The following is a 25,940-nucleotide window of genomic DNA, read 5'->3' on the forward strand; positions in this document are numbered from 1 at the left end:
CAGGAGTCTGGATGACCGATTCGATTCTCGATCCGCGACCGACAGTGGACTCGCCCATCGGCGAACCCGCTGTGAAAAACGATGCGCCCGGCGCGGTTGCACCGCGTCCTGAGCCGCCACCGATCGTGGTCGGCCGGGGCGAAGGCGTGACGAGGTTCACGAAAGGCATACGCCTTATCTGCGTCAAGCAGATGCCCTTGCCCGGTATCGTGATCTTCGTGCATGGGGTGAATTCCGAAGGCGAATGGTTCGAAGCCTCGGAGGAAGGGCTGTGCAAAGGGCTTAATCGCCGGCTCGGGCGGCTGGACGACCAGATGATGTATCACGGCGTCGACGCTGGACAGTTGACACCGGCGAAGTACACGGAGAGTGTGACGCCGGATGGGTTTCTCAACCCGAAGCTTTGGTCCGGCGACTACGTCAAGCCTGATCCGTCGTTCTCGCCCGTCATTCATTTCCGGTGGGGCTATCGCGCGACTGCGGCGGAACTGAAGGAGTATGGCGACAAGATCTTTCTGAACGAAAAGGACTATTGGGGCGGAGGCCCGTTCACGAACGGCTGTGCAAGCCTGCCCGATCTCTGGCACGGCGGTCTGGATGATCGAACCATGGGGTGGATGACGGTGCAAGGCATCAATCCAACCAATCGGCCGCTGTATCGCGCGCCGCCGCGCGCGTATGGCGTGCTCGCGGCCTTGCGCCTTGCCAAGTTGATCGAGTCGATCCGACGCATGCAGGCCGACGTACCGATTACCGTCGTGTGTCACAGCCAAGGCAACATCGTGGGCCTCACGGCGGCGTTCTTCGGCGACGCATTCGCTGATGTCGAAGATCCGTGGGGACGCCAGGGCCACTGCGTGGCAGACGCCTACGTGCTGGCCAATGCGCCATTTAGCCTCGCGAACGCAGACGGGCCGCACAAATCCGACACGTTCATGGACACGTGGTCGCAACGCGCGACGAAAGACGCGAGCGGCCAGCGCGGACGGCAGACCTATGCGGCGCGCACGAAGACATTCGGCAAATTCCTATCGATCATCGGCAGCCGAAAAGCAAACGAACTGCCCGCTGACAAGATCGATGAAGACATGGAAAACAAGCGGGTATCGCCGACGAGCAACCGATCTTATGCGGCGCAAGAGGATCGCACTCGGCACGGCCTGAATGAATCGACGTATGGCCGCGTCACCGCGTATTGCTGTCCGCACGATCAGGTGATTTCGGCGGTAACAGTTCAGGGCATCGGCTGGCGCGGGATCAGCAAGCACGAACTCGACGATATCGGCGCGGCCGGCATCCTGACGCAGCGCGTGTTCGCATCCGGTTTTCCGGTCGGTGTGCAGAAACCATATCGATACTGGGAGGACGATTGGCGGCATGGCAAGCAAGGAACGAAGCCGGGGTTCTGGTATCCGCCGTCGCTGCCGGCCAAGTTCAATCTCATTGGCGCGCTCAAAGGGAATGAAAGTGTTTTGGGGATGGCGGCGACGCTGGCAACCGCGCCGTTCATGTTCGTCGTGACCGGGATCAGCTCGGCGTTGAACATGCTCCGCGTGAACGCCGATCCGCCGAAGGGCTGGACGGTGGTGGCAGATGCGCCGGCACTTGATGATCCATTCCCGCCGAAGGCATTGCGATTCGGCAAGCCCGTCGAAACGAAGGACGGTGGCGCCGTAAGCGACTTCAACGAAGGCAACGATCCGCCGGCCGCGTGGCGTGACGCGAACAAGGCCGATGCCGACAAGCGAGCCGATGATCCCTACGACCAATACAAGGCAAGGAACGCGGACAGTGTCGCGCAAGGTACGGTAGAAACCGAAGCCGGACAGCGTTACGAGGACCGCGCGTTGATGCGGATGGAGGCGCGTCGAACGCTGAATACCGAATGGCTCGACGGCGACGGCCATGTGATTGGCGAGGATGGCAAAAGCGCGATGCCGGACGGCTACAAGGAATGGCGCGACAAGCAGATTGTCGATTGGCTCGATCGCGGCGCGACCAATAGCCCGACCAACCACTCGACGACGATGACTAATCCCGAACACGCCGAAAAGGCGCTTGCGTATGACATGGCGATCGGCCTGTGCTATTTGACGCCCGATCAACTCTACGACTTGCGGATTGAGGCGGATTGGAGGATGGGAGACGGCATTCCCGATACCAACCCGAACAAGAAATACACCAAGTACTTTGACTGCGGAAATCTTGATCGCATAGCGATGCACGAATGGGTACATGCCAACGACAGCGAAGGCAAGATTCCCGACGCGATCACAGACGAACGTGAAGATGAGTTCTATCTCAAGGTCGGGGGTTTCGTATGAAGCCGCTGATTGCTACATGGCCACGACGTGTCGCCATTGCTGTTTCGGTATGGCTAATCACCAACGTTCTGATGGCCTCACTGATGGCACACATAGAACAACCCGACCCAGCCCACTTGGAAATAGGAGATTGGATGAAACGATTCGTTGTTGTACCTGGCCTAGCTGCGCTCATGGTGTTTCTCTTCACCACGGCCATGATGCGTCCAGCACAAGCCGCCCCTGTTCGAGAGCCTACGGGAATTGCACAACTAGCGGCCGACCAGCCGGCGAAACCATTCGTCGCGCAGGTCGTCGGCATGATTTGGTTGAATCCATTGCAACGCATGGACTATCCGACAGAATGGCAATTGTTGTGGACGCAAGGACTTGCAGCACCGAACAAGAATGACGATATGGTTCGCACCGATCCGAAGTCATTCACTACCCTGCAATCGGTAGCGGGTATCGCATACGGCAACCGCGGAACGGAGACGTTCAAGGGCTTCTATCACAAGTACGTCAACAAATTTCTCCTGTTGCTGCGCTCACGCTATTTCGCAAATGCGAAATACTTCTACACCGTAAAGCCAGAAAACTCCACGGATTGGCGCGAACTTGCCGGGATACGTATCGAGTTCGCGCTACCTTCAAAGCTTGATCCGATTGAAGCCAAGAAGTACTTGACCGGTGAGATCATCGAATACTTCGAAATCGGTCCGCCGTCACCCAAGACACTTTGGAGTCGCGACACGCCTCCCGATGTGCAAATCACCCAAGGTGGTGCGAACGCCGGCTTCACGTCGCTGAACAACGCGTTGAACTACTTGCAAGCCAACCCCAATAAGACCGTGTGGGCGATGAACTGGGACGCACCGAGCTTCCCGCCCACCGACGCGCAGATCAACGAAAACCTTGTCGTCCTGTTCCTCGCCGGCCCGAACTTCACCACCGAGCGCGAACCGCTCGCGTGGATCGGCAAGGCCGCAACCGGCAACACGCTCGATTTTTCGCCGAAGGTCGGTACGACGCGTGCCGTGCAGGCATGGAAGGCAACTATCGACCAAGCGGCCCGCGACGCCGGCGTCGCGGTCACCGACCTGAGTTACATCGTCCACGATGCAGGTGCACCCAGCGACGCCTCGTCCTCACGTCTCGTTTCGCTCGCGCAAACGTTGACCGAAACCCTCCCGGAATACGACCACCGGAAACAGACGTTCAACACCGCCGCCCTACTCGGCGACATGGGAACCGGCAGCGCATTGACCGACGTTGCACTCGCAATCGGCCGGATCAATCACTTCGGCGGTAACGCATTGGTCGCTGGCACGACCGATCCAGACCACCCCGTGGCGGTTGTCGTCATACCGCCATCGAAGCTCACGCCGATCGATCCGACCAAGGACTGGTTCCGCGCACGCGGCGGGAACAACGCCTACCTGCCGTGGTGGGGACGTCGACACCATACCGACTACGGCATGCAGGGCTATTCGTGGTGATGCAAGCCGGCACGTCGACACGTTGCGTGTCAACGTGATCGCGACAACGACCAACAGGAGATTGAATGAAGCGATTCGTTGTATTACCCGGCTTGCCTACACTCATGGTGTTTCTCTTCACCACGGCCATGACGCGTCCGACACAAGCCGCGCCTGCCGGGGAGGCTGCAGGGAATGCAACCCTAGCAGCCGAAGAGCCGGTGAAGCCGTTCGTCGCACAGGTTGTCGGCCTAGCTTGGTTGAATCCATTGCAACGTATGGATTACCCGACCGAATGGCAATTGTTGTGGACGCAAGGACTGACATCGCCAAACAAGAATGACGATATGGTTCGGACCGACCCGAAGTCCTTTACTACCCTTCAATCGGTAGCGGGTATCGCATACGGTAACGAAGGCGAGGAAACGTTCAAGGGCTTCTACGCCAAGTACATCGACAAATTCATTCTCCTCCTGCGGTCCCGCTACTTTAGCAACTCGGGATACTTCTACACCGTAAAGTCCGAAAACCAAAGGGATTGGCGCGAACTCGCGGGCATACGGGTCGAAGCTGCCGTTCCGCCCAGACTTGATCCAGCGTTTGCCAAGTCGCGCATGGTCGATCGGATGATGAATTTCTTCGAGATCGGCCCGCCATCCCCGAAGTCTCTTTGGAGTCGCGACACGCCTCCCGATGTGCAAATCACCCAAGGTGGTGCGAACGCCGGCTTCACGTCGCTGAACAACGCGTTGAACTACTTGCAGGAAAACCCCGACAAGACCGTGTGGGTGATCAACTGGGACGCACCGAGCTTCCCGCCCACCGACGCGCAGATCAACGAGAACCTCGTCGCGCTGTTCCTCGCCGGCCCGAACTTCACCACCGAGCGCGAACCGCTCGCGTGGATCGGCAAGGCCGCAACCGGCAACACGCTCGATTTTTCGCCGAAGGTCGGTACGACGCGCGCCGTGCAGGCATGGAAGGCGACCATCGACGAAGCAACACGCAACGCCGGTGTCGCGGTTACGGATCTGAGTTACATCGTCCACGATGCAGGTGCGCCCAGCGACGCCTCGTCGTCACGTCTCGTCTCGCTTGCGCAAGCGTTGACAGAAACCCTGCCGGAATACAACCACCGGAAACAGACGTTCAACACGGCCGCCCTACTCGGCGACATGGGAACCGGCAGCGCGTTGACCGACGTTGCACTCGCAATCGGCCGGATCAATCACTTCGGCGGTAACGCCTTGGTCGCCGGCACGACCGATCCAGACCACCCCGTCGCGGTTGTCATCATGCCGCCGTCCAAGCTCACGCCGATCGATCCAACCAAGGACTGGTTCCGCGCACGCGGCGGGAACAACGCCTACCTGCCGTGGTGGGGACGTCGACACGATACCGACTACGGCATGCAGGGCCTTTCGTGGTGATGCAAACCGGCGCTGCGGCATGTTGCGTGCAAGACGCGACCACCGCGTGAATCATTCAGAGGACGAGTCCTATGCGAGGAATTATCCGGGTAGGCGACAGACATACCCACGGCGGCCGGGTCGAGTCCGGAGCCGAAATCAGCACGGTCATGGGGCGCGCGGTCGCCCGCTTCGGCGACGCTTGTTCGTGTCCGATCCACGGCGCCTGCACGATTGCCGCAGGTGACCCTGCCTTCAACGTTGAAGGCGAAGCCGCCGCGTTCGACGGTCACGAGACGTCATGCGGCGCGACGCTGATGTCTTCACTTCCGAACTCTGGGCGAACTTGAATGCAGAAGATACGACGCATGACCGCCGAACAGTTCCGACTGTTGCGGCTTCACGATACCCGGATCAAGCCGTTGAACCAGTGGGCCCTGCACGAGATCTTCGTGAAGGGCCGCTCACAGCGCGAACTGGCCGCGAAGCTAAGTATCAACCGCTCGGCAATGTCGCAGCTCGTTCGCAAGGCATGGCAGCGGTATCTGGAGCTACCGGGCAACGAAACGCACCTCACCACGGTGACGATTACGATCCCGGCGAAATACGAGCAAGCGCTGCACGCTTGGGTGGAGGACGCGCATCGTTTATCGAATCAGCCCGATCAAGGCGAGATCACTAGGTCATGACGGTCTTGGTGCTGCATGACGTTCCCGATCAATCCTGACGCAAGCGAATCGCAGGCGAGTACGACGACGTGGAACCGCGCCTTGGCGGAATGGACCAAGCACATCGAAGCCGAGCGCGTTCCACCCAAGGTGCCCACCGCGCTGCCCTGAATGTTGCGCTGGCGTGCGTGCCCCCGGCCATGCGGGCATCCGTATGACCAATCCACCGCCATGCCGGGCCAGAACAAGTGGAAATACTTTCCCTAATAGCACAAATAGATAAAACGTTATTCCACATCAAGCTACATTCCCAGCCAACTTTGGATCCTTTTTCCCCTCCCGCCCACGTATCATTTCTCCCATTCCGAAGCGAAAGAGCCAGAGACGGACATGAGCGATACCACTCCGCTGCACTACCTCGACTACGCAGCCACCACCCCGGCGGACCCCCGCGTGATCGAAGCGATGACTGCCTGCCTCGGTGCCGACGGCATCTTCGGCAATCCCGCGTCGAGTTCGCATGCCGCCGGCCGGCTGGCGAAGGAAAAAGTCGAGCACGCACGCGAGCAGGTCGCCGCGCTAATCGGCGCGGACGCTGACGAGATCGTCTGGACGTCGGGCGCCACCGAATCGAACAATCTCGCACTGAAGGGCTATGCGGAGACCGCGACCGACAAGCGCCACCTGATCACGAGCCGCCTCGAACACAAGGCCATCCTCGACACGATGGCGAACCTGTCGAAGCGCGGGATGACGGCGACCTACCTGTCACCCACCGCAGACGGCGAAATCACCGTCGACGCGGTCGCCGCGGCGATCGGCCCCGATACGGGCCTCGTGTCGCTGATGCTCGTCAACAACGAACTCGGCACGCTGACCGACATCGGCGCGATCTCGCGCATCGTGCACGCGGCCGGCGCGCTACTGCACGTCGACGCCGCGCAGGCGCTCGGCAAGACGCCGATCGACGTGCGCGCGCTCGGCATCGACCTGCTGTCGATGTCCGCGCACAAGGTCTATGGTCCGAAAGGCATCGGCGCACTGTTCGTCCGCCGCGACATCGCCGACCGCATCGCGCCGCAGATTCACGGCGGCGGACACGAACGCGGCCTGCGTTCGGGCACGCTCGCGACGCATCAGATCGTCGGGATGGGCACTGCCTGCGAACTCGCCGCCGAAAAACTCGAGCGCGAAGCCGTGCGGATCGCGGCACTCAGCGCACGCCTGAAGGACGCGCTGCTCGCGCTCGGCGACATCACGCACAACGCGGCAGCGGCACGCCGCATCCCGCACACGTTGAGTCTCACGGTGAACGCGCCGGGCTTCTTCCCGTTCATGCTCGGCGATGCGCTCGCCGTGTCGTCGACCTCCGCGTGCAACTCGACCAGCGGCGCGCCGTCGCACGTGCTGACCGCGATCGGCCTCGATGCGGAAGCCGCGGGCCGCACGGTGCGCATCAGCTTCGGCCGCTTCACGACGGAGCAGGACGTCGATTTCGCGATCGCGTGTTTTGCGCGCGCGCTCGAGCAATGCCGGGCCGCGGCGGCGACCGGGTTCACCGCGTCGCGCCAGATCACGCCGGCGGACCTGAAGGCGATCCGCAACGCAGGCTTTCGCGCGGTGATCTGCAACCGGCCGGACGGCGAAAGCGCCGATCAACCGGCGTTCGAGGCCATTGCTGCCGCTGCGCGCGAACTCGGCCTCGACGCACACTACCTGCCGGTCGAGCGCGATCGGATCGGCGATGCGGAAGTCGATGCGTTCGGCGCACTGGTCGATGCGCTGCCGAAGCCGGTGCTCGCGTATTGTCGAAGCGGGAGCCGTGCCGGCATGCTGTGGAATCGGCTGACGACGCGGCGCACCGCGACGGTCTGAGCGCAAGCCGCACGTCACAACGTACCACCCGCGTTCGCTCCTGAAGTCGACGTCTCGACACGAAGCCGCGCGGGTGGCGCCCCCTCAAGCGCCCCCCTCCGCAGTCATCACGCGCCGTACGCATCCAGCGCCTTCAACGGCATATGCAGGCTCTCGTTCGCAGCAAACGCGTCGAGCAGATAGTCGACCGTCGCCTGGACGCGCGGCGCCTTCAGCGCACGATGCGGATACTGCATCGCCATCTCGTAGTCGCCCGGCAAATGCTGGCGACGTAGCACCACCTTCAACGCGCCGGCACGCAGATGCGTCCACGCGAGATGCACGCCGACTTGTGCGATGCCCAGACCGTCGCATGCAGCCTGAAGCACCGCCTCCGGTGCCGAGAACGTCAGCGGCGCCGCCTCGCCCGGATCGAGCGTGACGATACTGTCGCCGCGTGCCCTGAATCCCCACGTTGCGATCTCTCCGCCGAGAAACCGGCGCGCGATCAGCCGATGCGCGCCGAGTGCGTCAGGCGTGCGCGGTACGCCGTGTGCGGCCAGATAGCCCGGCGATGCAACCAGCACGGTATTCATGCGGAAGATCGGGCGCGACACCAGCGCCGAGTCGTGAATGTTGCCGCCGCGGATGACGATATCGTAGCCATCGCGCACGAGGTCGACGATCCGGTCGTCGAAATCGGCCTCCACGGACAATCCGGGATACCGGGCCAGCAATCCGGGCAGCACCGGTTGCAATCGGCGTCGCGCGACGCGTAAGCCCTGCAGCCGCTACTTTGCATACTCCAGTTGCAGCGCCACCCAGTCTGACGTCGCGTCGCCGTAGCGTGCCGCGACGTCTGCAAGCACACCGGGAAGCACCGCTTCGCCACGCCGCCCGTCGGGAATCGTCACGCGCGCATGCCGCGCATCGGCCGGCTGCGTCAGCAACCGCAGCCCGTGCTTCGACTCGATCACGTGCGCATCCGCCGTTGCGACGACATCGCTGCGCCACGTCCGCGCCCACGCATCGGCGGTGAGTGCAACCGGGAGTTCGTCGAACCCGCTCGCCACCGGCAGATCGAAGGTCCGATGCCGCCAGAACGCAACGCGATTCGCCAGCGCGGTCGCCACGGCACTTGCGCTCAACGCGAACCGGCTACCGTCGTGAACATCGCTCCATCCCTCCGCACCGATGTTCCGCGCCGTTTCGCGCGCCGCCACCGGCCCGGCAAGCGCATTCACCAAGGCAAGCGACGCGGGAATCGACGCCGACACGCCGGTCGTCGTCATCACGTTGCCGTCCATCACGTAGCGGCGATCGTCGACCCACGCCGTATCGGTAAATCGGCGACGCAAGCCGTCACGCGAATACCAATGCGCGGTCACGGTGCGATGCCGCAACAACCCGGCGTTCGCGAGCACCTCCGCGCCATCGCAGATCGCCACCATCGTTGCGCCGGCCGCAACCTGCTTGCGCAACCACGCCAGCACCGCCGGCCGGTCGGCACGATGCAGTGCCGGCACGATCACAACGTCGGCTCCCGACGGCACGGTGGCGTCGAACCGGTCGAACGTGGTATCGGCCAGCATCCGCAGCGCGGGCATCAGTTCGACCGCGCCGGCGTCGGCCGATACGGCCACGACGTCGACCACGCCGGATGTCTTCAGGATCGCATACGGGACGATGAAATCGGTCGTCTCCGTTCCCGCGTTGTCCGCGACGATCGCGACGAGCGGCCGCGTGCGGCCCGCTTTCGGGGCGTTCACGGTCAGCGTTTGCGTGACCGTTCGTGTATCGTCCGCGACCGCCGGCCCCGACCACCCCGATCCGCACACGCCCAACACCGCGCACACGACCAGCGCCACCATCGCGCGCGTCACGCCGTTTCTGTTCCGTTCCCGCATCGCTCACCCGCGTCAATCGATTGCACGTCCGGAAAATTACAAGGATCATGCTCGCGGTCACAAGGACAACTCCACCGCACTTTCTGCCATGTCCCAGTCAACCGGTTCGGCGCGCGACGTCGTCGTCGTCGGCTTCGAAGGCGTCCAGTCACTCGACATCACGGGCCCGATGGAAGTGTTCGCGGTCGCGAACCGCCACCTGCCCGAGCACGTCGTTCCCTATCGGCTCACGCTCGCGTCGCAACACGGACACGACATCGTCACGCATGCGGGCCTGCGCCTCGCCGGTCCGACCGCACTCGCCGCGTTGCCCGAGTCCATCGACACGATCATCGTCGCCGGCGGCAGCGAAGCGGCGCTGCGCAACGCGGCATCCGATGCCGGCGTGCTGCCATGGCTGCACACGCGAATCGCCGACACGCGGCGCATCGCCAGCATCTGCACGGGCGCGTTCGTCCTCGCCGCAGGCGGATGGTTGAACGGCAAACGCGCGACCACGCACTGGAACCAATGCGCGATGCTGCAAGCGCTGTGCCCTGACGTGCACGTCGAGCCGGATGCGATCTACGTGAGCGACCCGCCATTCCATACGTCGGCCGGCGTGACGGCGGGTATCGACCTGTGTCTCGCACTCGTCGAGGCAGACTGCGGCGCGCCGACCGCGGTCGCGGTCGCACGCGAACTCGTGCTCTTCATGCACCGTCCCGGCGGACAAACGCAGTTCAGCGTCGGACTCGGCATCCAGGCAAGCGCGACGCCGCGCATGCGCGCGCTGCTCACCGAGATCGCCGGCGATCCGACCGGCGAACTCGGCGTCGCCGCGCTGGCCGCACGCCTGCACATGAGCGAGCGGACGTTCGCGCGCAACTTCGTCAAGGAGACCGGGCTCTCACCTGCGCAATTCGTGCTGGCAGCACGCGTCGAGCGCGCGAAGGCGCTGCTGGAGCGGGCCGACTGGCCGCTCGAACGGGTCGCGGAACGGTCGGGATTCGGCAGCGTGGATGCGTTGCAGCGCGCATTCGCGAAGCGGGTCGGGATATCGCCGCGCGACTATCGCGCGCGCTTCGGGCAGAGGCACGGCAAGCAGCAGCCGGAGTAGGCCCTTTCGCCGGCTATCGCATTTCGGCAAGCACGGGTCATCCCTGACTCATCGGGATTTCTTACAAAAATACAAGCCGGCATGCGATGCCCCCGAACGGTGCACGCCTCCGGAGTTTCACTGGATTGCCGAAATCCGATATCGCCGCGAGATTTGGCTTCATACCGTTCTCGTATCGGACCGGAACGCGACTGCCATCGACGCATGTCATCGCGTGCCACCGACGACTTCCAGGAGCGGGCCGCATCACATGGCCCGGGCAGCGATGACGGTCCTGCCATGCAGGACATACGTGACGGAGCGAATATGGATGCAAAAATCCAGCCTGATTCAGGCACCGACAGTGACGTAAGCCTCCTCCACAAGATGGGCTACGCGCAGGAACTGTCGAGACGCATGAGCGGTTTCTCGAACTTCGCCGTGTCGTTTTCGGTGATCTGCATTCTGTCGGGCGGCATCACGGCGTTTCAACTGGCGTTTTCCGCCGCCGGCGGCGCATCGATCGGCCTGGGCTGGCCGCTCGGCTCGCTGTTCGCGCTGATCGTCGCGGTGTCGATGTCGCAAATCGCGTCCGCGTTTCCGACGGCGGGCGGCCTCTACCACTGGGGCGCGATCCTCGGCGGAAAGAAATGGGGGTGGATGACGGCGTGGCTCAATCTGATCGGCCTGATCTTCGTGATCGCCGCGATCAATTTCGGTACCTACGATCCATTCTTCAAAACCCTGATCGCACCGATGTTCGGCGTCAGTCCCGACAGCCTGACCTGGTGGCATCAGACGGCGTTCATCACGATCATCACCCTCTCGCAGGCGATCCTGAACGCACGCGGCATCAAGATCGCCAGCAAGATCACCGACCTGTCGGGCTATCTGATCTTCGTCGTGACGATCGCGCTGGTCGTGTCGCTGCTGGTCTACTCGCCGGTCGCGTTCGACCTGCATCGGCTGGTCACCGTCACCAACTTCACGGGCGTCGACGGCGGCGCATGGCCGAAACAGAGCACACCGCTCGCATTCCTGTCCGGCCTGCTGCTGGTGACCTACACGATCACGGGCTTCGACGCATCCGCCCACACGTCGGAAGAGACGCACGACGCGGCGAAGAACGTACCGCGCGGCATCATCGGGTCGGTGTTCTGGTCCGCGGTGTTCGGCTACGTGATGGTGTGCGCGTTCGTGCTGGTCATGCCGGACCTGACCGCCGCGATGAAACAGGGCACCGGCTTCTTCGAAGCCATCCTCGCACCGATCCCGAAGACCTTGCGCGTCTGCCTCGAGCTCGCGATGTTCTTCATCAACTACGTGTGCGGCCTCGCCGCGATCATGTCGACGTCGCGCATGATGTATGCGTTTGCGCGCGACGGCGGGCTGCCGGCGTCGAAGCTGTTGCGCAGCGTGAATCAGCATCACCGGACGCCCGGCCCCGCGATCTGGACGTGTGCGGTGCTCGCGATCGTCGTCACGTTGTACGGCGACGCGTTCTCGGTACTGAGCGCGGGCAGCGCCGTGTTCCTGTTCATCTCGTATGCGATGCCGATCGGCTCGGGGATGTTCGCCGAAGGACGCACGTGGACCGAAAAGGGCCCGTTCCAGCTGGGCATCTGGTCGAAACCGTGCGCGTTGCTCGCACTGATCGGCGCCTGCGTGCTCGCGTACGTCGGCATCCAGCCGCCGAACGAGAAGGTGCTCTACGTGCTCGTCGCGTTCGTGGCGGTGCTGATGGTGATCTGGTACGGCTTCGGCGTGCGCCACTCCTTCGCCGGACCGCCGGTGCTCAAGGACACGCGCAACGACGAGCGGATTCGCGAACTCGAGGCGAACGTCGATCCGACGGTGTGAAGCGACACCTGCTCGCACACAGCGCAAAAAATCCGGCTCGCGGTTTGCGAGCCGGATTTTTTTGCATCGCTTCGAACCAGACGAGGTTCAACCGCGTCGGCAGTTGAACCCGAATGCAGTGTCTTAGCCGTAAACCGGGAAACGCTTGGTCAACTCCGCGACCAGCCCGCGCACGCGCTCGATCGTCGCCGCATCTTCCGGCGCTTCCAGCACGTCGGCGATCAGGTTGCCGACCTTCTCCGCTTCCGCCGGACCGAAACCGCGCGTCGTCATCGCCGGCGAACCCAGACGGATGCCGCTCGTCACGAACGGCTTCTCCGGATCGTTCGGGATCGCGTTCTTGTTCACGGTGATGTGCGCTGCACCGAGAGCCGCTTCCGCTGCCTTGCCCGTGATCTTCTTCGCGCGCAGGTCGACCAGCATCACGTGGCTTTCCGTATGGCCCGACACGATCCGCAGGCCGCGCTTGACCAGCGTTTCAGCCAGCACGCGTGCGTTCTCGACCACCTTCTCCTGATACGCCTTGAATTCCGGCGACAGCGCTTCCTTGAACGCCACGGCCTTCGCCGCGATCACGTGCATCAGCGGGCCGCCCTGGATGCCCGGGAAGATCGCCGAGTTGATTTGCTTCTCGTATTCGGCCTTCATCAGGATCACGCCGCCGCGCGGGCCGCGCAGGCTCTTGTGCGTCGTCGTCGTCACGAAGTCCGCGTGCGGCACCGGGTTCGGATACACGCCCGCTGCGATCAGGCCCGCGTAGTGCGCCATGTCGACCATCAGGTACGCGCCGACCGACTTCGCGATCGTCGCGAGACGCTCGAAGTCGATCTTCAGCGCGAACGCCGACGCGCCCGCGACGATCAGCTTCGGCTTGTGTTCCTGAGCCAGCTTCTCGGCCGCTTCGTAATCGATGTCTTCCTGCTCGTTCAGCCCGTAGCTGACGACGTTGAACCACTTGCCCGACATGTTGACCGGCGAGCCGTGCGTCAGGTGACCGCCGTGCGCGAGGCTCAGCCCCATGATCGTGTCGCCCGGCTTGAGCATCGCGAAGAACACGCCCTGGTTCGCCTGCGAACCCGAGTTCGGCTGCACGTTCGCGGCTTCCGCACCGAACAGCTGCTTCACGCGGTCGATCGCCAGCTGCTCGACCACGTCGACATATTCACAGCCGCCGTAGTAGCGCTTGCCCGGATAACCTTCCGCATACTTGTTCGTGAGCTGCGAGCCTTGCGCGGCCATCACGGCCGGGCTCGTGTAGTTTTCCGACGCGATCAGCTCGATGTGGTCTTCCTGGCGGCGGTTCTCGTCCTGAATGGCAGTCCAGAGTTCCGGATCGACGTTGGCGACGGTGCTGGTGGTGCGATTGAACATGATGATTGATCAAAAGAGAGTGATGGAATGACCCCGGTATGCCGGAATGGCCCGGACCCGCGCGAAGTCGACAACCCCGCCGCCCCGCGATGCCGGCTGAACGGTTATTCGGCATCGCCATTCCAGCAGACGCCAATGGGTTCAGATAGAAGGATTACGACAATCCGCTAGGACGCATCGCGCAGCGAACCGGCCAAAAAAAATCGAAGGCCCGCATCGCTGCGGAACCTTCGACAGAACTGCCGTTCCTGGAGAGGTCGTGCCTGCCCTTCGGCTTCTTGCGGATATCGACGGGATATCGGGGCCTAAACAGCGGAAAAACAGTTGTCGACGAACAGGTGGGTGCCGTTGACGAAGCTCGATTCGTCGGACGCGAGGAACAGCGCGGCGGCGGCCACCTCCGAAGGCTCGCACAGCCGGCCTTGCTGCACCGCGATGGCTGCTTCGGTCGCGTCCACGCCCATCGCCTGCAGATCCTTCAGCTCGCGCATCCCGTGCGGCGTGCGGATGAACCCGGGCGCCAGCGCGTTGCAGCGGATGCCGCGGTCGCGGTACTCGACGGCGATCGCGCGCGCGAACATGTGGCACGCACCCTTGGTCGCGTCATACAGCACTTCGCCCGGCGTCGCGCAGACGGCCGAGATCGACGACGTGCAGACGATGCTGCCGCGCCCTTTCTCCAGCATCTGCGGCAGTACCGCCTTCGTCATCAGGAACATGCTCTTCACGTTCACGCCCATCAGCCAGTCCCATTCCGCCTCCTCGATGTCGAGGAACGGTTTGACGATCAGCGTGCCCGCATGATTGAACAGGATGTCCGCATTGCCGTACTGCTTGCGGGCCGCATCGACCGCGTTCTGCACGTCCGCCTGCTTCGACACGTCGGCGCCGAGGCCGATCGCCTGCAAGCCGGCATCGCGCAGCCGCGCCGCGAGCGTTTCGGCCGCATCGCCGTCGCGGTCGATGATCGCGACCTTCGCGCCTTGCGCGGCGAACAGTTCGGACGCGGCGCCACCGCATCCGCCGGCGCCGCCGCTCACGATGGCGACCTTGCCTGCCAGTCGTCCGTCAATCTTGGCATTCATAACGTCGTGCTCCAGTCTGGTTCGTTCGGACCACTCAGCTGAACAGCGTCCGAAGATGATCGTTGAGGAAATAGCCTTCGGGGTCCACGCTGCGGCGCAGTTCGCGGAACGCTTCGGCCTTCGGGAACCAGCGATCCACGTCGTCGCGGTTCGTGAAATGCAGCTTGCCCCAGTGCGGACGCGAGCCGTAGTCGCGCAGGATGTCGTCGACATCTTTCAGGAACGGCCAGTAGTCGACGCCGTTCGGACCGCCCGAACACGAGATGGTCACGCTGTCCTGCTGGTTGAACGGGCTGATCCACGCCGGATCGGCCTTCGTGAACCGGTATTCGACCGGGAAAATGCAGTCGCGATGCTTCGTGAGGATCAGTTCGCGCACGCGGCGCAGCGCTTCCTTGCCGTGTTCCGCGGGCACCGCATACTCGAGTTCGTGGAAGTTCGCGACGTAGTGGATCGCGTAGACCTCGGAGCTGTACGCGATCTTCTCGTGCTCGCCTTCGTAGAACGTACGCTCGTCGGTGAGGTCCATCACCTTGATCTCGCACACGTCGTAGTCCTTCTTCGAGTTCGACACCCTGGTGGTGTCGGGCAGGCAGTACAGGTCGCGGCTTTCCGACGTCGGGCACCAGAAGAAACCGAAATGCCGGTGCTTCGCCGCGAGGTCGTCGTACTTTTCCATCAGCGCTTCGAAGTCCTCGCGCCACACGCGGTCGTGCAGCCAGAACGCGTCGGTTACCTGCAGCGTCAGCTCCGAGACCACGCCGAACATGCCGATATTCACCTGCGTCGCGTGCAGCAGGTCGAGGTCCCGCTGGTCGCTCACGTCCATGATCGAGCCGTCCGGGCGGACGATCCGCATCCCGACGACCTGCGACGACAGGTTGCTCAGCGTCGTCCCCGTGCCATGCGTGCCGGTCGCCAGTGCACCGGCAATGGCCTGCGAATCGATGTCGCCCTGGTTGACGAGCGAGAAGCCGATTTCCTTGAGATGGCCGGTCACCGCATTGATCCGGGTGCCCGCCTTCACCGTCACGCGCTTCTGCCGCTCGTCGACCGCGACGATGCCCTGGTAATCCTTCAGCGACAGCAGCAGGCCACTCGTCGCGACGACCGGCGTGAACGAATGTCCCGATCCCGAGCATCGGACGTGCTTGCCCTGGCTCGTCGCCGCATGCACGAGTTCGGCAATCTCCGCCTCGCTGGTCGGCGATGCCATGTGCGCGGCGACGCACGACTGATTCCCGACCCAGTTCCGCCAGAATCCGCCACGTGGAAGCTCCATCGATGTCTCTCCAGAGGTGCGCCTGCGGCCCTGCGCCGGCAGCCGTGTTCGGTTCGACCGGCAACGAAGCGGGAGGCTCCCGGCGCCGGCGCGATGCGTTGCGTTGCGTTGCGTTGCGTTGCATTCATGCCAAAGGTATTGCGCCTGCCGGCGTTTCACTATCGGATTTCGGCAAGCGAGGGTTTCCACCGGGAAAAAGCCTGCCGGGGTTTTTTGACCGCGTGGTGCAGCAGCTACAATGAATCGATCCACCCGCCCCCTCCCGACCCGATGACGCCGTCTGCCGATCCGAGCGATTTCTCTGGCACCCCGTTGTTCGCGCGAACGGTGGCGTTCTGCGCATTCACCGATGTGGAAGAGCAGGCGCGGATCTTCGACGGCTGGGACCTGAACTACACGCAGATCTCGGGTGGCCTGTTTCACGGCTCGTCATCCATCGTGTCGCTGGGCGGCATCCGGCTGCTGGTCGAAGATCTCGACAAGGTGATCCTGCAGCAAGGCGCGGTGCCGGCGGATCGCATCGCGGTGGCCGTGCCGCTGGAGCTGGAAGGCCTGGCGCGCATGTGCGGCGGCAAGAGCGGGCGCGACAGCCTGCACGTGTTTTCGAGCCAGCCCGTATTCGAGTTCTACTCGCCCGACCGGCACGTGCTCGTGAACGTCGAGATCGAGCCGGACAAGCTGTCGACGGAGGCGATGCGCACGCTCGCCGCGTCGCTTCGGGCCCGCACCTTCGCGCCGCTGATTCCGATGGAAACCCATGTCGCGGACCGTCTTCGCGTCCTGTTGCGCAACACCATGGCCGCGGCCGCGAAATGCGCGCCGATCGAGGACGTGACGACGCAGGACCGGATCGAACTGCTGGAGCGGACCGTCCTGTATGCGATTTCCGAAGCGATGACGGTGCCTGCGCCCGACGCGGACGCGCTCGCGACGCGCCCGACGAAGTACTGGTCGCTGGTCAACGCGGTGCAGGAGCGGCTGCAGGATGCGTCGACCTGTCCGCTGTCGATCGCCGAACTGTGCGTGCAGCTCGGCATCAGCCGGCGGACCGCGCAATACGCGTTCAACGACACGCTCAATCTGAATCCGATCGCCTACCTGCGTGCCGTTCGACTGAATCACGTTCGCCGCGCGCTTCGGCTCGGCGAATCCGTGACCTCGGCCGCAACGCAATGGGGCTTCTGGCACCTGAGCAGTTTTGCGCAGGACTACCGCACGATGTTCGGCGAGTTGCCGTCGGCGACGGCGAGGCGCTACGCCCATCGGGGAAACTGAGCGTGGTTCGCATGCGTACGTGTTGCCCGCATGCGTGCTGAGCTTCCATGAAGAAAACCGCGGCAGAACACGCGCCGCGGCATATCGAAAGCAGGTCGCCGAGGCCGGACGGCCGGCACCCAACCGGCACCGGCCGCCCGCCTGGACACGACCTCGCTACGCCATCACTCCTGCTGTTCCTGCTGCGCCTGCACCTGCCGCTGCTGGATGAACTGCCGCACATCGCTCATCGTCACGCGACCGGTGTGCTTCGCATCGATCTCGTCGAAGTGCTTCGCGACAAAACCGAGCCCGCTGCTCTGCGCCTGCGCCTTCGTCACGGCCGCGCCGTCGCTCAGCACCGTATTGCCGCCGAGCCTCGCGTCGACGCGCTTCTGCGCCTGCTGCTGCAGCGTCGCGCCGGTCGACGGCAGCACCGGCGCCACACGGGTCGAAGGAAAGAACGGACCGTCGACGCCGTGCCCGCCATGCGGCAGCTTCACCGGCGCCACCGCCTGCGGCGGCAGTGCGTAGGCGCTGCTCATCACGGCGCCGAGGACGATCAACGGAGATATGCGTCGCATCGAATTGATTAGGGACATGATCACTCGCATTCAATGGATGAACAGAGGGTTCCTTTGACAAGGAGTCCGTCGTTTACGGTGCCGCCGCCAGCGTCGTCGCGGCCGTCGCGCCCGGCACGCTGCCGGTCGGCGTGCCGGCCGGGTTTTCGTCCGGCCAAGGCGGCGGCAGCGTGCGCAGCGTCAGCGCGGTCGGAATCCGCTTGCCCTGGTAGAAGATCTTCAGGTCGCGCTTCATCTGCGGACGGGCCACGTCATCCAGATACGTCATGTGCCCGCCCTGGAAGAAGTTCACCTGCAGCTTCGGATTCAGGCCCTTCACCGTCTGCAGGCGCGCGAGCTGCTTTTCGGTGTTGAAGAACGGCGTCGCCAGATCGTGCAGGCCGTTTTCCGCGAGCACGTGGAGCTTCGGATTGAGCTGCAATGCGCCGAGCAGATCGGGGATCGTGTCGGGCATCGGCTGGCCGTCGTGCGAGAAGTCCCACACCTGGATGATGTTGTCGTTCAGCGGCAGGTAGGTCGCGTTCGGCGCGGTATAGCCAAGGTAGTCGGGCATCTGCGTCGCGAGTGCGTTCGTGAACGGCTGCGAGATCAGGATGTCCGACGGGTCGCCGTCCGCCTGCAGGCGCGGATCGGCGTTCGGCAGCGATACGCGTCCGTCGTAGCGGCCGATCGTCGTTCCCGGCAGCAGGCTCGTGCCGAACGGATTCGCGTTGAAATACCCGCGCAGGGCCTGCGTCGTCAGGCTTGACGGCAGCGACCACAGCTTCAGCGTCGCATCGCTCGGGAACACCGGCGTGCCCAGCGCATCCGGAATGCCAAGCTGGCTCAGCACCCACGACTGCGAGTACTGCTGCAGCTGCTTGTAGATCAGCGTCGTGAACAACTCGGTCTGCAGTGCATACAGATCGGGATTGACCGGCGCCGGCGACACCTGGTTGAAGTACGCCGCGACTGCCGCATAGCCGGGCAGATAGCCGGCCACGGTATCGGTTTCGAGCAGCAGCCCTTCGGTCGACTGCGTGATCGCCACCGCTTCCACTGCATCCGCGAAGTAGTTCAGGATCGCCGACTGCAGCACGATCCCCGTCAGGTGCACGCCGGCCGATTCGAGCGCCAGCGCGAGCATGTCGGTACGCGGCGTGCCGTACGATTCGCCGTACAGGTAGATCGGCGACGTGCCGCGGCTGTTCACGTTCAGGTAGCGCTGGATGAAGTCGCGCATGATGTTCACGTCCGCATCGGAACCCCAGTACTTCTGGTTGGTGTTCGGCAGGACGGCTTCCGACAGCCCGGTGCCCGGCGGGTCGATGAACACGAGGTCGGTCGTGTCGATCAGGCTTTCGGCATTGTCGACGAGCGGATAGTTCGGCCAGTTGGTGCCGAACAGCGGGTCGGGAGTAGCGACGCGCGTCGGCGCGAACGAGCCGAGCCGCAGCCAGATCGACGACGAGCCGGGGCCGCCGTTATAGACGAACGTGACGGGGCGCGGCTTGCCGTTCGTGCTCGGCGCGGTATACGCGACATACGACATCGACGCTTCCGCGTTGCCGTTCGCGTCCTGCGCGGTCAGGTGGCCGGTGGTCGTCGTGTAGTTGACCGTCGTGCCGCCGGACTTCCACTGGTAATGCATCACCGCCGCCTTCTCCGAGACCTGCGTGGCCGCGAGGCCGTCGGTTGCGTTCATCGAATAGGCAACGGAGTCGACGTAAGGCTGGTTCGCCGCCGGCGTCTGATTGCCGGCCGCCTGTTGCGCGCTGGCCTGCTGGCTGGCGGTGGCCTGCGCGAGGCTCGACGCGCCGACCGACGACGAATCGTCGCCGCCGCAGCCGGCAAGCGCCAGCGTCACGACGGTCAATACGCCAAGCCCGGCCAGCCGGCCGCGACGGTCGCGGCGGCTGCCGGTACTGCTCCTGTCTGGTTTCATCTCGGTCCTTTGTGTTGGGTCGGATACCGCTTCACACAGGCCGCCACCACCGGCGAAAAACGCGCAGGCGGACCCGCCACTCGCATTGCACGGTTGGCAGACGGCGCTTCGGGATTGGACTTCTTCGAGAGACTGAACTTGATACAGACACAGCAAACTGCTGGCGGAGAATGATGCGCGAACGCCGCCCCCTTGCAGTTGTGACGACTTTTGTATGACCAAAATTTACGACATCACAAAAATAGGCGGTGCTGCGGCGCGTTGTCAAAGATCATTCTGATATTAAAAAATCTCTTATGATGCGAACGGGGGTCAGTGTCTGGAATTTGAAAGAAAAACGATTGTTCGAATTGAGCGCGCTGCACGAATCACCTTTTCCTGGAATGCCGCGCCTTTTGCGCATGCCCCGCAACGCTCGCCGGGTATTGGATCCGCGCACGGAAGCCCTTCCAATCGACATGATTTTTCTTTCATTTTAATTATGCCGAATCGATTGGCGCGAATTATTGAATAAACGCCGGCGCCACCCACAAAATACCGATTTCATTAATTCATCGAGCGGGCGACGGAATTATTTACCCGACATCGAAATGAATCCGCCCGACATTCCGGCGGCATTGATGTGCAATACGCGGGTATTCGCAATGAAGAAGCGATCATTCGCGCCGCGCATTCCGGATCGCATCGCTGCAATCGATCGCGGATCGGGCACGTGATGCAGAGGGGAGAGACGCCGCGTGAGCGAGCGGCAGCGCCACCGCTCACGCGACGACGTGCGGCAGCGCCGCACGCGTTGCTTCAGACGGTCGACCGGCGCTCAGTGCCCGCCGCCCGGCAGCGCGATATCGATCAGCACCGGATCGTGGTCCGACGAACGATACGCATCCGGCGCGTAGAAGGTCTTCTGCTGCTCGGCCGACTTGTACGCGAGCGTATACTGCAGCGCGAGCGGCTCGTCCGCGTTGATGTGCCATTCGTGCACGGCCTTCACGTGCGACGCGAGCGGCAGCGACGCGAGCGCGTGATCGAGATAGCCGGCTTCGCCGTTGTACACGTAGCTGTACGCGTTGGCGCCGATCCAGCGCGACACGAGGTTGCGGTAGCCGCGCGATTCGAGCAGGCGGATCGGATCTTCATACGTGTAGCTGTTGAAGTCGCCGATCAGCAGCACGCCCTGCCCCGCGACGCCCGTCGGCGTGCCGGCCAGCCAGTCGGCCAGCTTCGCCGCCGCGCGCGTGCGCGTCGGGTTCCAGCAGCCCTGGCCGTCACCCTGGTCGAGATCGTCGTTCGCCGCATCAGGGCAGTTCTTCGACTTCAGATGGTTGACCGCGATCGTCAGCGCCTGGTTGCCGCCGATCCGACGGAACGATTGCGCGAGCGGCTGGCGGTTCTTGTCGTCGATCGCGAGCGTCGACGCGCGGCCGACGGGTTCGACCGCGCGGCTGTCGTAGATCATCGCGACCGTGATCGCGTCGCCGCCCAGGCGCGACGTGCCCGGATCGACGACGCGCCAGTTGCTGCCGAGCTTCGCCGCGAGCTGGCGCACTGCGCTCAGTTCGCCGTAACCGTTGTTCTGGATTTCCATCAGGCCGATCACGTCGGCGTTCAGCGCCTTCAGCGCGCTGACGATCTTCGCTTCCTGCCGCTGGAATTCCGGATAGGTCTTCGCGCCGCGGTTGTTCGGGTCGTCGAAGCCGCCGCCGAGACCATTGCCGTTGAAGTAGTTGAGGACGTTGAACGACGCGACGCGCAGGTTCGATTTCGGATCGCGTGCCGGTGCGTTGGTGCGCGGGTTCGAACGCGTGTCGAACGCCGGCGCGGCCGCGCCGGGCAGCGGCTGCACGCGCCATGCGCCGTAACGCACCTCGAGCACGCCTTCGACGTCGCGCACGGTGTAGCCCGCGCGCAGCGTGTTCGCGGCGGAGAGTTGCGGTGCCGGATACGGCACCGTCGCCGGGTTCTGCTTGTTCGAGCCGTCGTCGAGGACCAGCCGGTTACGTGCGTTCGCATCGATCTGCGTCTGCGCCTGCGACGGCGGCACCACGCTCGTCGGCGTGCGCAGGCGGCCGTTGCTGAGCATCACGCTGCCGTAGCGGCCGAGCTCGTAGTTGTCGGTGACGTTCAGCGTCTGCGGCAGGCGCACCAGCATCCCTTCATACGCGGCGAACGTGCCCGGGTTGTCGACCGGCAGCGTGAGCGTCGCCGGCGTGACCGTCTGGCCGTTCGCGCACACCGCGATCGCGCCCGACAGCGTGAGCTGGGTCTGGCCGTATTTCTCCTCGACCTTGCCCGTCACGTGCACGAGATCGCCGGCCTTCGCACGCGCTTTCGGTGCATAGACGAACAGCCCTTCCGACACACCCGGCTGGTTGCGGCGCTGCGCGTCGGCCTGCTGGACGAAGAAGCCGCCGAAGCCGTCCGTGCCGCCGAAATCAGCGGTGACGACCGCTTCGATCGACACGTTCTGGCCGGCCAGCGGCGACGGCGCGCCCGGCCCCTGGATGTCGGCGATCGGCGTCGTGCTGCCGCCGCAGTTCGGGCTGACGGGGGCGGCGGTGGCGGCGAAGACCGGTGCAGCAAGCGTGGGCAGCAGCAATAGCGGGGCAAACAGGCGGATTGTCGAGCGCATGACGGGGAATCCCGGTTGTGAGGGTGGCGAAAGCTTAGCGGCGCTTGGTGACAGTTTTTGGTAATGATCGGACAGCGTGTTGTAATTTTCGTTATCTCGCTGCGGCGTCCGAAACCGGGAAATCGTCTGACAAACACCCACGCTGTTCGCGACGATTTCCCGCTACGGCCGTGGCCGGCAACCGGTGACGCTAAACCGTCCCCGGCAACGCGCTCGACACGAGCACCGCCGCCACCATCAGCACGCCGGCCAGCACGACCGCCTCGATTCGCAGCACCGCGCCGAACCCGCGCAACGCGCTCACCGGCATCGCGGCGCCCGGATCCTTCAGCGCGGCCAGCAGCGTCGGCATCCCGAAGAAGCGGTTGTGTCCGCCGAGTGCCGCCGCGATCAGCACGAGCGCGAGCTTGAGCAGCAGAAGCTGCCCGTAGGTCGACGCGAGCAGGTTGGCCGGTGTCGCGACGCCGCGCCACCCGTTGTAGGTGCCGGTTGCGAACAGCACGACCAGCGCAACCGTCGACGCATCGGAAAGCGACTGCACGAACGACGCGCCGGTCGTGCGTTCGCTCGCGGGCAGGCCGGCGAGGCGCGGCATCACGCCGAACGCCGTCACGAATACGAGGCCGACCCACGCGCTGATCGCGAGCAGATGCAGCCAGTCGACCCACACCGGCATGCTGAACAGCCCCGCATCGACCGGATGTCCGCCGTTGCTGCGTGCCAGCGCGACGCACGCGAGCGCGCCCCACATCGCAAACGGAACACGCGCATCGCTCGCGCGCCGCAGGAACGACAGCAGCACGATGACGACCGTGAACACCGCGCCGGCCAGCCACGCATGACCGAACCCGGTGCCCGCGAGCATCGCGCGGACGGCCGGCCCCGCTTCGAGCGGCGATACGTCACTCATCAGCGCGCAGTGCGCCCAGAACGCCGTGATGCTCGCGAGCAGCGACACGACGGACGCAGCGCGCAGCGTCGCGACGAGCCGCCGTGCGGTGTCGCGCTGCCACGCCGACGCGCCGCATGCGCCGCACGCGAGCCAGTGGCTGCCGAGCAGCGTGCCGACGATCACCGCGAACCCGGCGTTCTGGATCGCCACCGCCACCAGCCGCAGCAGGCCGACGATGCCTTCGTTCACTCTTTCACCTTGAACGTGTAGGTGCCCTTGGTGCGATGCGCGTCGGCCGTCATCGCCGCCCACTGCACGGTGTACGCGCCCGGCGCGAGCTTCGGCAGCGCGACGGTCATCACGCGCGGCGCGGAAGGATCGACCTTCGCCTTGTCGTGCGCGACGGGCTTGCCGCTCGCGTCCGACACCTTCACCGAACTGAACGTCGGTTCGAGAGCTTCGTTGAAGGCGAGCCGCAACGTGTCGGGCGCGGTGTCGACCGTGCTGCCGGTCGCGGGCGTCGCGCTTTCCAGCTTGCCGTGCGCCGATGCCGCCACCGGCACGGCGGCGATCAGCGCTCCGGCCGCGACGAATCTGGCGAGCCGCGTGATCTTCGCGATCGTCGTGTGCATGTTCATGTCCCGCATCACGGCTTGCGCAGCGCGACGACGGTCAACGCGCCGCCGACGTCCTCGGCGACGAAATCGATCTTGTCGCCCGCCTTGACCTGCGACAGCATCGCCGGATCCTTCACCTTGAACACCATCGTCATCGCATCCATCCCGAGGTTGTCCAGCGGGCCATGCTTGATCGTCAGCTTGCCGGCGGCCGTGTCGACCTTGCGGATCTCGCCGTGCGACATCCCGCGCGTTGCGCCGGCGCCCTGCTTCGCGTTGCCGCCCATGTCCATGCCGGCCATGTCGCCGGCCGCGTACGACGCGCCGGAAAACACCAGCGCGCAACCCGTTGCAATCGAAACCAGTCCCTTCTTCATCGTGCCTGCTCCATCCAGAGTGAGTGAAATGAAACCGGCGGCCGCATCGGCACGGCCGCCGCGTGCTGCTGCTCAGCCGTCCGGCAATTCGCCGGTGTATTCGTAAGCGACGGTGCCCTTCGGATGCCGGAACCAGCCCGGATCGCGATAGTCGTTGCGGCCGAGCCCCTGCCGGACCTTCAGCACCGTGAACATGCCGCCCATTTCCAGCGGCCCGAACGGGCCGGTGCCCGTCATCATCGGCAGCGTGTTGTCGGGCAGCGGCATCTCCATGCCGCCCATCGCACCGCCGGTGCTGCCCATCGCCATGTAGTCGGGCACGAGCTTGCCGATGCGCTTCGCGAGATCCTGCTGCGGCACACCGATCAGGTTCGGCACCTGGTGGCCCATCGCATTCATCGTGTGATGCGACTTGTGGCAATGGAACGCCCAGTCGCCGGGGCGATCGGCAGTGAACTCGATCGCGCGCATCTGGCCGACCGCCACGTCGGCCGTCACCTCGGGCCAGCGCGCTGCCGGCGGAATCCAGCCGCCGTCGGTGCCGGCGACCTCGAAGCTGTAGCCGTGCAGGTGGAGCGGATGGTTCGTCATCGTCAGGTTGCCGAAACGAATCCGCACGCGATCGCCCGCGCGCACCGGCAGCGGATCGATGCCCGGGAACACGCGCGAGTTGAACGTCCACATGTTGAAGTCCGTCATCTCGTTCACGCGCGGCGTGTAGCTGCCCGGATCGATGTCGTAAGCGGCGAGCAGGAACACGAAGTCGCGATCGACCGGCATCGTCGCGCGATCCTTCGGGTGCACGATGAACATGCCCATCATCCCCATCGCCATCTGCACCATCTCGTCGCCGTGCGGGTGATACATGAACGTGCCGTGTGCCTCCAGCTGGAACTCGTAGACGAAGGTCTTGCCGGGCGGGATATGCGGCTGGGTGAGGCCGCCGACGCCGTCCATCCCGTTGGGCAGCCGCAACCCGTGCCAGTGGATCGTCGTGTGCTCGGGCAGCCGGTTGGTCACGAAGATGCGAACCTTGTCGCCTTCGACGGCCTCGATCGTCGGGCCCGGCGACTGGCCGTTGTAGCCCCACAGGTTCGCGTTCATGCCTGGCGCCATCTCGCGCACGACGGGCTCGGCCGTCAGGTGGAACTCCTTCCAGCCGTTCTTCATCCGCCACGGCAGCGTCCAGCCGTTCAGTGTCGCGACGGGCGTGTACGGGCGGCCGTTGGGCGGCACGAGCGGCGGCTGCGTGCCGGCTTTCGCCATCGTGGGCGCTTCGGGCAGCGACGCGGCGCCGGCCTTGCTGACCATCGCCGCACCGAGCAGCGCGGCGCCCGAGCCGCTGAGAAATTGTCGACGGGACACCAT

The 25,940-nt window shown here is 64.3% G+C and carries 21 protein-coding genes and 1 pseudogene; 10 read left to right on the forward strand and 12 right to left on the reverse strand.

Going from position 1 to position 25,940, the window contains the following annotated elements:
* The first annotated feature begins 11 nt into the window (after positions 1-11).
* The 7 genes from PI86_RS07705 to PI86_RS07725 all read left to right on the forward strand — a co-directional run bounded on the left by PI86_RS07705 (position 12) and on the right by PI86_RS07725 (position 7,733).
* On the forward strand, positions 12-2,324 hold the full coding sequence (locus PI86_RS07705) for a T6SS effector phospholipase Tle3 domain-containing protein (RefSeq protein ID WP_082012169.1): 2,313 nt from the start codon (positions 12-14) through the stop codon (positions 2,322-2,324).
* Positions 2,325-2,458: 134 nt separating this feature from the next.
* A complete protein-coding gene (locus tag PI86_RS07710; protein WP_082012170.1) occupies positions 2,459-3,802 on the forward strand; it encodes a virulence factor in 1,344 nt (447 codons plus the stop codon).
* A gap of 65 nt (positions 3,803-3,867) precedes the next feature.
* Positions 3,868-5,211, forward strand: coding sequence for a virulence factor (locus PI86_RS07715; protein ID WP_039320553.1), 1,344 nt, complete (start codon positions 3,868-3,870; stop codon positions 5,209-5,211).
* A gap of 71 nt (positions 5,212-5,282) precedes the next feature.
* Entirely contained in the window at positions 5,283-5,540 is a 258-nt protein-coding gene (locus PI86_RS16250; RefSeq protein WP_082012171.1) for a PAAR domain-containing protein, read from the forward strand.
* An 18-nt stretch (positions 5,541-5,558) separates the two neighbouring features.
* Entirely contained in the window at positions 5,559-5,879 is a 321-nt protein-coding gene (locus PI86_RS07720) for a TrfB-related DNA-binding protein (protein ID WP_039320745.1), read from the forward strand.
* A 15-nt stretch (positions 5,880-5,894) separates the two neighbouring features.
* The gene (locus PI86_RS17845; RefSeq protein ID WP_268745894.1) at positions 5,895-6,029 is read left to right on the forward strand and encodes a hypothetical protein; all 135 of its coding nucleotides are present in this window, start codon (positions 5,895-5,897) and stop codon (positions 6,027-6,029) included.
* A 219-nt stretch (positions 6,030-6,248) separates the two neighbouring features.
* Positions 6,249-7,733 carry an aminotransferase class V-fold PLP-dependent enzyme gene (locus PI86_RS07725; RefSeq protein ID WP_039320556.1) on the forward strand — a complete coding sequence of 495 codons (1,485 nt, stop codon included), beginning with the start codon at positions 6,249-6,251 and terminating at the stop codon, positions 7,731-7,733.
* Between the two features lie 107 nt (positions 7,734-7,840).
* On the opposite strand, the pseudogene PI86_RS07730 reads toward PI86_RS07725, so the two are convergent.
* Positions 7,841-8,479 (reverse strand): annotated as a pseudogene (locus PI86_RS07730) (substrate binding domain-containing protein); the annotation flags it as partial.
* 24 nt (positions 8,480-8,503) lie between these two features.
* Positions 8,504-9,619: a DJ-1/PfpI family protein gene (locus PI86_RS07735; RefSeq protein ID WP_052319393.1), complete on the reverse strand. Its 1,116-nt coding sequence runs from the start codon at positions 9,617-9,619 to the stop codon at positions 8,504-8,506.
* Between the two features lie 88 nt (positions 9,620-9,707).
* Between PI86_RS07735 and PI86_RS07740 the strand changes: the two genes are divergently transcribed.
* Together PI86_RS07740 and PI86_RS07745 are read left to right on the forward strand one after the other, a co-directional pair.
* A complete protein-coding gene (locus tag PI86_RS07740) occupies positions 9,708-10,718 on the forward strand; it encodes a GlxA family transcriptional regulator (RefSeq protein WP_039320561.1) in 1,011 nt (336 codons plus the stop codon).
* A 306-nt stretch (positions 10,719-11,024) separates the two neighbouring features.
* A complete protein-coding gene (locus PI86_RS07745; protein WP_014900404.1) occupies positions 11,025-12,557 on the forward strand; it encodes an amino acid permease in 1,533 nt (510 codons plus the stop codon).
* Between the two features lie 123 nt (positions 12,558-12,680).
* Here PI86_RS07745 and glyA read toward each other — a convergent pair whose 3' ends face one another.
* The 3 genes from glyA to PI86_RS07760 all read right to left on the reverse strand — a co-directional run bounded on the left by glyA (position 12,681) and on the right by PI86_RS07760 (position 16,295).
* Positions 12,681-13,928 carry a serine hydroxymethyltransferase gene (gene glyA, locus PI86_RS07750; RefSeq protein WP_039320564.1) on the reverse strand — a complete coding sequence of 416 codons (1,248 nt, stop codon included), beginning with the start codon at positions 13,926-13,928 and terminating at the stop codon, positions 12,681-12,683.
* A 305-nt stretch (positions 13,929-14,233) separates the two neighbouring features.
* Positions 14,234-15,013, reverse strand: coding sequence for an SDR family NAD(P)-dependent oxidoreductase (locus PI86_RS07755; RefSeq protein WP_014900406.1), 780 nt, complete (start codon positions 15,011-15,013; stop codon positions 14,234-14,236).
* A gap of 34 nt (positions 15,014-15,047) precedes the next feature.
* Entirely contained in the window at positions 15,048-16,295 is a 1,248-nt protein-coding gene (locus PI86_RS07760) for a D-arabinono-1,4-lactone oxidase (RefSeq protein ID WP_039320569.1), read from the reverse strand.
* Positions 16,296-16,565: 270 nt separating this feature from the next.
* Here PI86_RS07760 and PI86_RS07765 point away from each other — a divergent pair, with 270 nt between their 5' ends.
* On the forward strand, positions 16,566-17,570 hold the full coding sequence (locus PI86_RS07765) for a helix-turn-helix domain-containing protein (RefSeq protein WP_039320580.1): 1,005 nt from the start codon (positions 16,566-16,568) through the stop codon (positions 17,568-17,570).
* A gap of 164 nt (positions 17,571-17,734) precedes the next feature.
* Here the strand turns inward: PI86_RS07765 and PI86_RS07770 are convergent, their stop codons facing one another.
* From PI86_RS07770 to PI86_RS07800, 7 genes are all read right to left on the reverse strand, one after another.
* On the reverse strand, positions 17,735-18,163 hold the full coding sequence (locus tag PI86_RS07770) for a hypothetical protein (protein ID WP_039320582.1): 429 nt from the start codon (positions 18,161-18,163) through the stop codon (positions 17,735-17,737).
* Between the two features lie 43 nt (positions 18,164-18,206).
* The gene (locus PI86_RS07775; protein WP_014900410.1) at positions 18,207-20,057 is read right to left on the reverse strand and encodes a S10 family serine carboxypeptidase-like protein; all 1,851 of its coding nucleotides are present in this window, start codon (positions 20,055-20,057) and stop codon (positions 18,207-18,209) included.
* A gap of 817 nt (positions 20,058-20,874) precedes the next feature.
* The gene (locus PI86_RS07780) at positions 20,875-22,686 is read right to left on the reverse strand and encodes an ExeM/NucH family extracellular endonuclease (protein WP_014900411.1); all 1,812 of its coding nucleotides are present in this window, start codon (positions 22,684-22,686) and stop codon (positions 20,875-20,877) included.
* 190 nt (positions 22,687-22,876) lie between these two features.
* A complete protein-coding gene (locus PI86_RS07785; RefSeq protein ID WP_039320585.1) occupies positions 22,877-23,827 on the reverse strand; it encodes a CopD family protein in 951 nt (316 codons plus the stop codon).
* Positions 23,824-24,210, reverse strand: coding sequence for a copper homeostasis periplasmic binding protein CopC (gene copC, locus PI86_RS07790; protein ID WP_235362707.1), 387 nt, complete (start codon positions 24,208-24,210; stop codon positions 23,824-23,826). Before copC ends, PI86_RS07785 begins: the two co-directional genes overlap by 4 nt.
* 14 nt (positions 24,211-24,224) lie before the next feature.
* Complete coding sequence (locus PI86_RS07795) at positions 24,225-24,572, reverse strand: copper-binding protein (protein ID WP_039320591.1); 348 nt, start codon at positions 24,570-24,572, stop codon at positions 24,225-24,227.
* A 72-nt stretch (positions 24,573-24,644) separates the two neighbouring features.
* Complete coding sequence (locus tag PI86_RS07800) at positions 24,645-25,940, reverse strand: multicopper oxidase family protein (RefSeq protein WP_039320593.1); 1,296 nt, start codon at positions 25,938-25,940, stop codon at positions 24,645-24,647.

The sequence above is a fragment of the Burkholderia sp. A9 genome, assembly GCF_000801975.1.

What these genes read in the sequence shown, in the direction of transcription:
- PI86_RS07705 (WP_082012169.1), top strand. Translation starts at nt 12, where the DNA reads ATGACCGATTCGATTCTCGATCCGCGACCGACAGTGGACTCGCCCATC.
- PI86_RS07710 (WP_082012170.1), top strand. Translation starts at nt 2,459, where the DNA reads ATGAAACGATTCGTTGTTGTACCTGGCCTAGCTGCGCTCATGGTGTTT.
- PI86_RS07715 (WP_039320553.1), top strand. Translation starts at nt 3,868, where the DNA reads ATGAAGCGATTCGTTGTATTACCCGGCTTGCCTACACTCATGGTGTTT.
- PI86_RS16250 (WP_082012171.1), top strand. Translation starts at nt 5,283, where the DNA reads ATGCGAGGAATTATCCGGGTAGGCGACAGACATACCCACGGCGGCCGG.
- PI86_RS07720 (WP_039320745.1), top strand. Translation starts at nt 5,559, where the DNA reads ATGACCGCCGAACAGTTCCGACTGTTGCGGCTTCACGATACCCGGATC.
- PI86_RS17845 (WP_268745894.1), top strand. Translation starts at nt 5,895, where the DNA reads ATGACGTTCCCGATCAATCCTGACGCAAGCGAATCGCAGGCGAGTACG.
- PI86_RS07725 (WP_039320556.1), top strand. Translation starts at nt 6,249, where the DNA reads ATGAGCGATACCACTCCGCTGCACTACCTCGACTACGCAGCCACCACC.
- PI86_RS07735 (WP_052319393.1), bottom strand. Translation starts at nt 9,619, where the DNA reads ATGCGGGAACGGAACAGAAACGGCGTGACGCGCGCGATGGTGGCGCTG.
- PI86_RS07740 (WP_039320561.1), top strand. Translation starts at nt 9,708, where the DNA reads ATGTCCCAGTCAACCGGTTCGGCGCGCGACGTCGTCGTCGTCGGCTTC.
- PI86_RS07745 (WP_014900404.1), top strand. Translation starts at nt 11,025, where the DNA reads ATGGATGCAAAAATCCAGCCTGATTCAGGCACCGACAGTGACGTAAGC.
- glyA (WP_039320564.1), bottom strand. Translation starts at nt 13,928, where the DNA reads ATGTTCAATCGCACCACCAGCACCGTCGCCAACGTCGATCCGGAACTC.
- PI86_RS07755 (WP_014900406.1), bottom strand. Translation starts at nt 15,013, where the DNA reads ATGAATGCCAAGATTGACGGACGACTGGCAGGCAAGGTCGCCATCGTG.
- PI86_RS07760 (WP_039320569.1), bottom strand. Translation starts at nt 16,295, where the DNA reads ATGGAGCTTCCACGTGGCGGATTCTGGCGGAACTGGGTCGGGAATCAG.
- PI86_RS07765 (WP_039320580.1), top strand. Translation starts at nt 16,566, where the DNA reads ATGACGCCGTCTGCCGATCCGAGCGATTTCTCTGGCACCCCGTTGTTC.
- PI86_RS07770 (WP_039320582.1), bottom strand. Translation starts at nt 18,163, where the DNA reads ATGCGAGTGATCATGTCCCTAATCAATTCGATGCGACGCATATCTCCG.
- PI86_RS07775 (WP_014900410.1), bottom strand. Translation starts at nt 20,057, where the DNA reads ATGAAACCAGACAGGAGCAGTACCGGCAGCCGCCGCGACCGTCGCGGC.
- PI86_RS07780 (WP_014900411.1), bottom strand. Translation starts at nt 22,686, where the DNA reads ATGCGCTCGACAATCCGCCTGTTTGCCCCGCTATTGCTGCTGCCCACG.
- copC (WP_235362707.1), bottom strand. Translation starts at nt 24,210, where the DNA reads ATGCACACGACGATCGCGAAGATCACGCGGCTCGCCAGATTCGTCGCG.
- PI86_RS07795 (WP_039320591.1), bottom strand. Translation starts at nt 24,572, where the DNA reads ATGAAGAAGGGACTGGTTTCGATTGCAACGGGTTGCGCGCTGGTGTTT.
- PI86_RS07800 (WP_039320593.1), bottom strand. Translation starts at nt 25,940, where the DNA reads ATGGTGTCCCGTCGACAATTTCTCAGCGGCTCGGGCGCCGCGCTGCTC.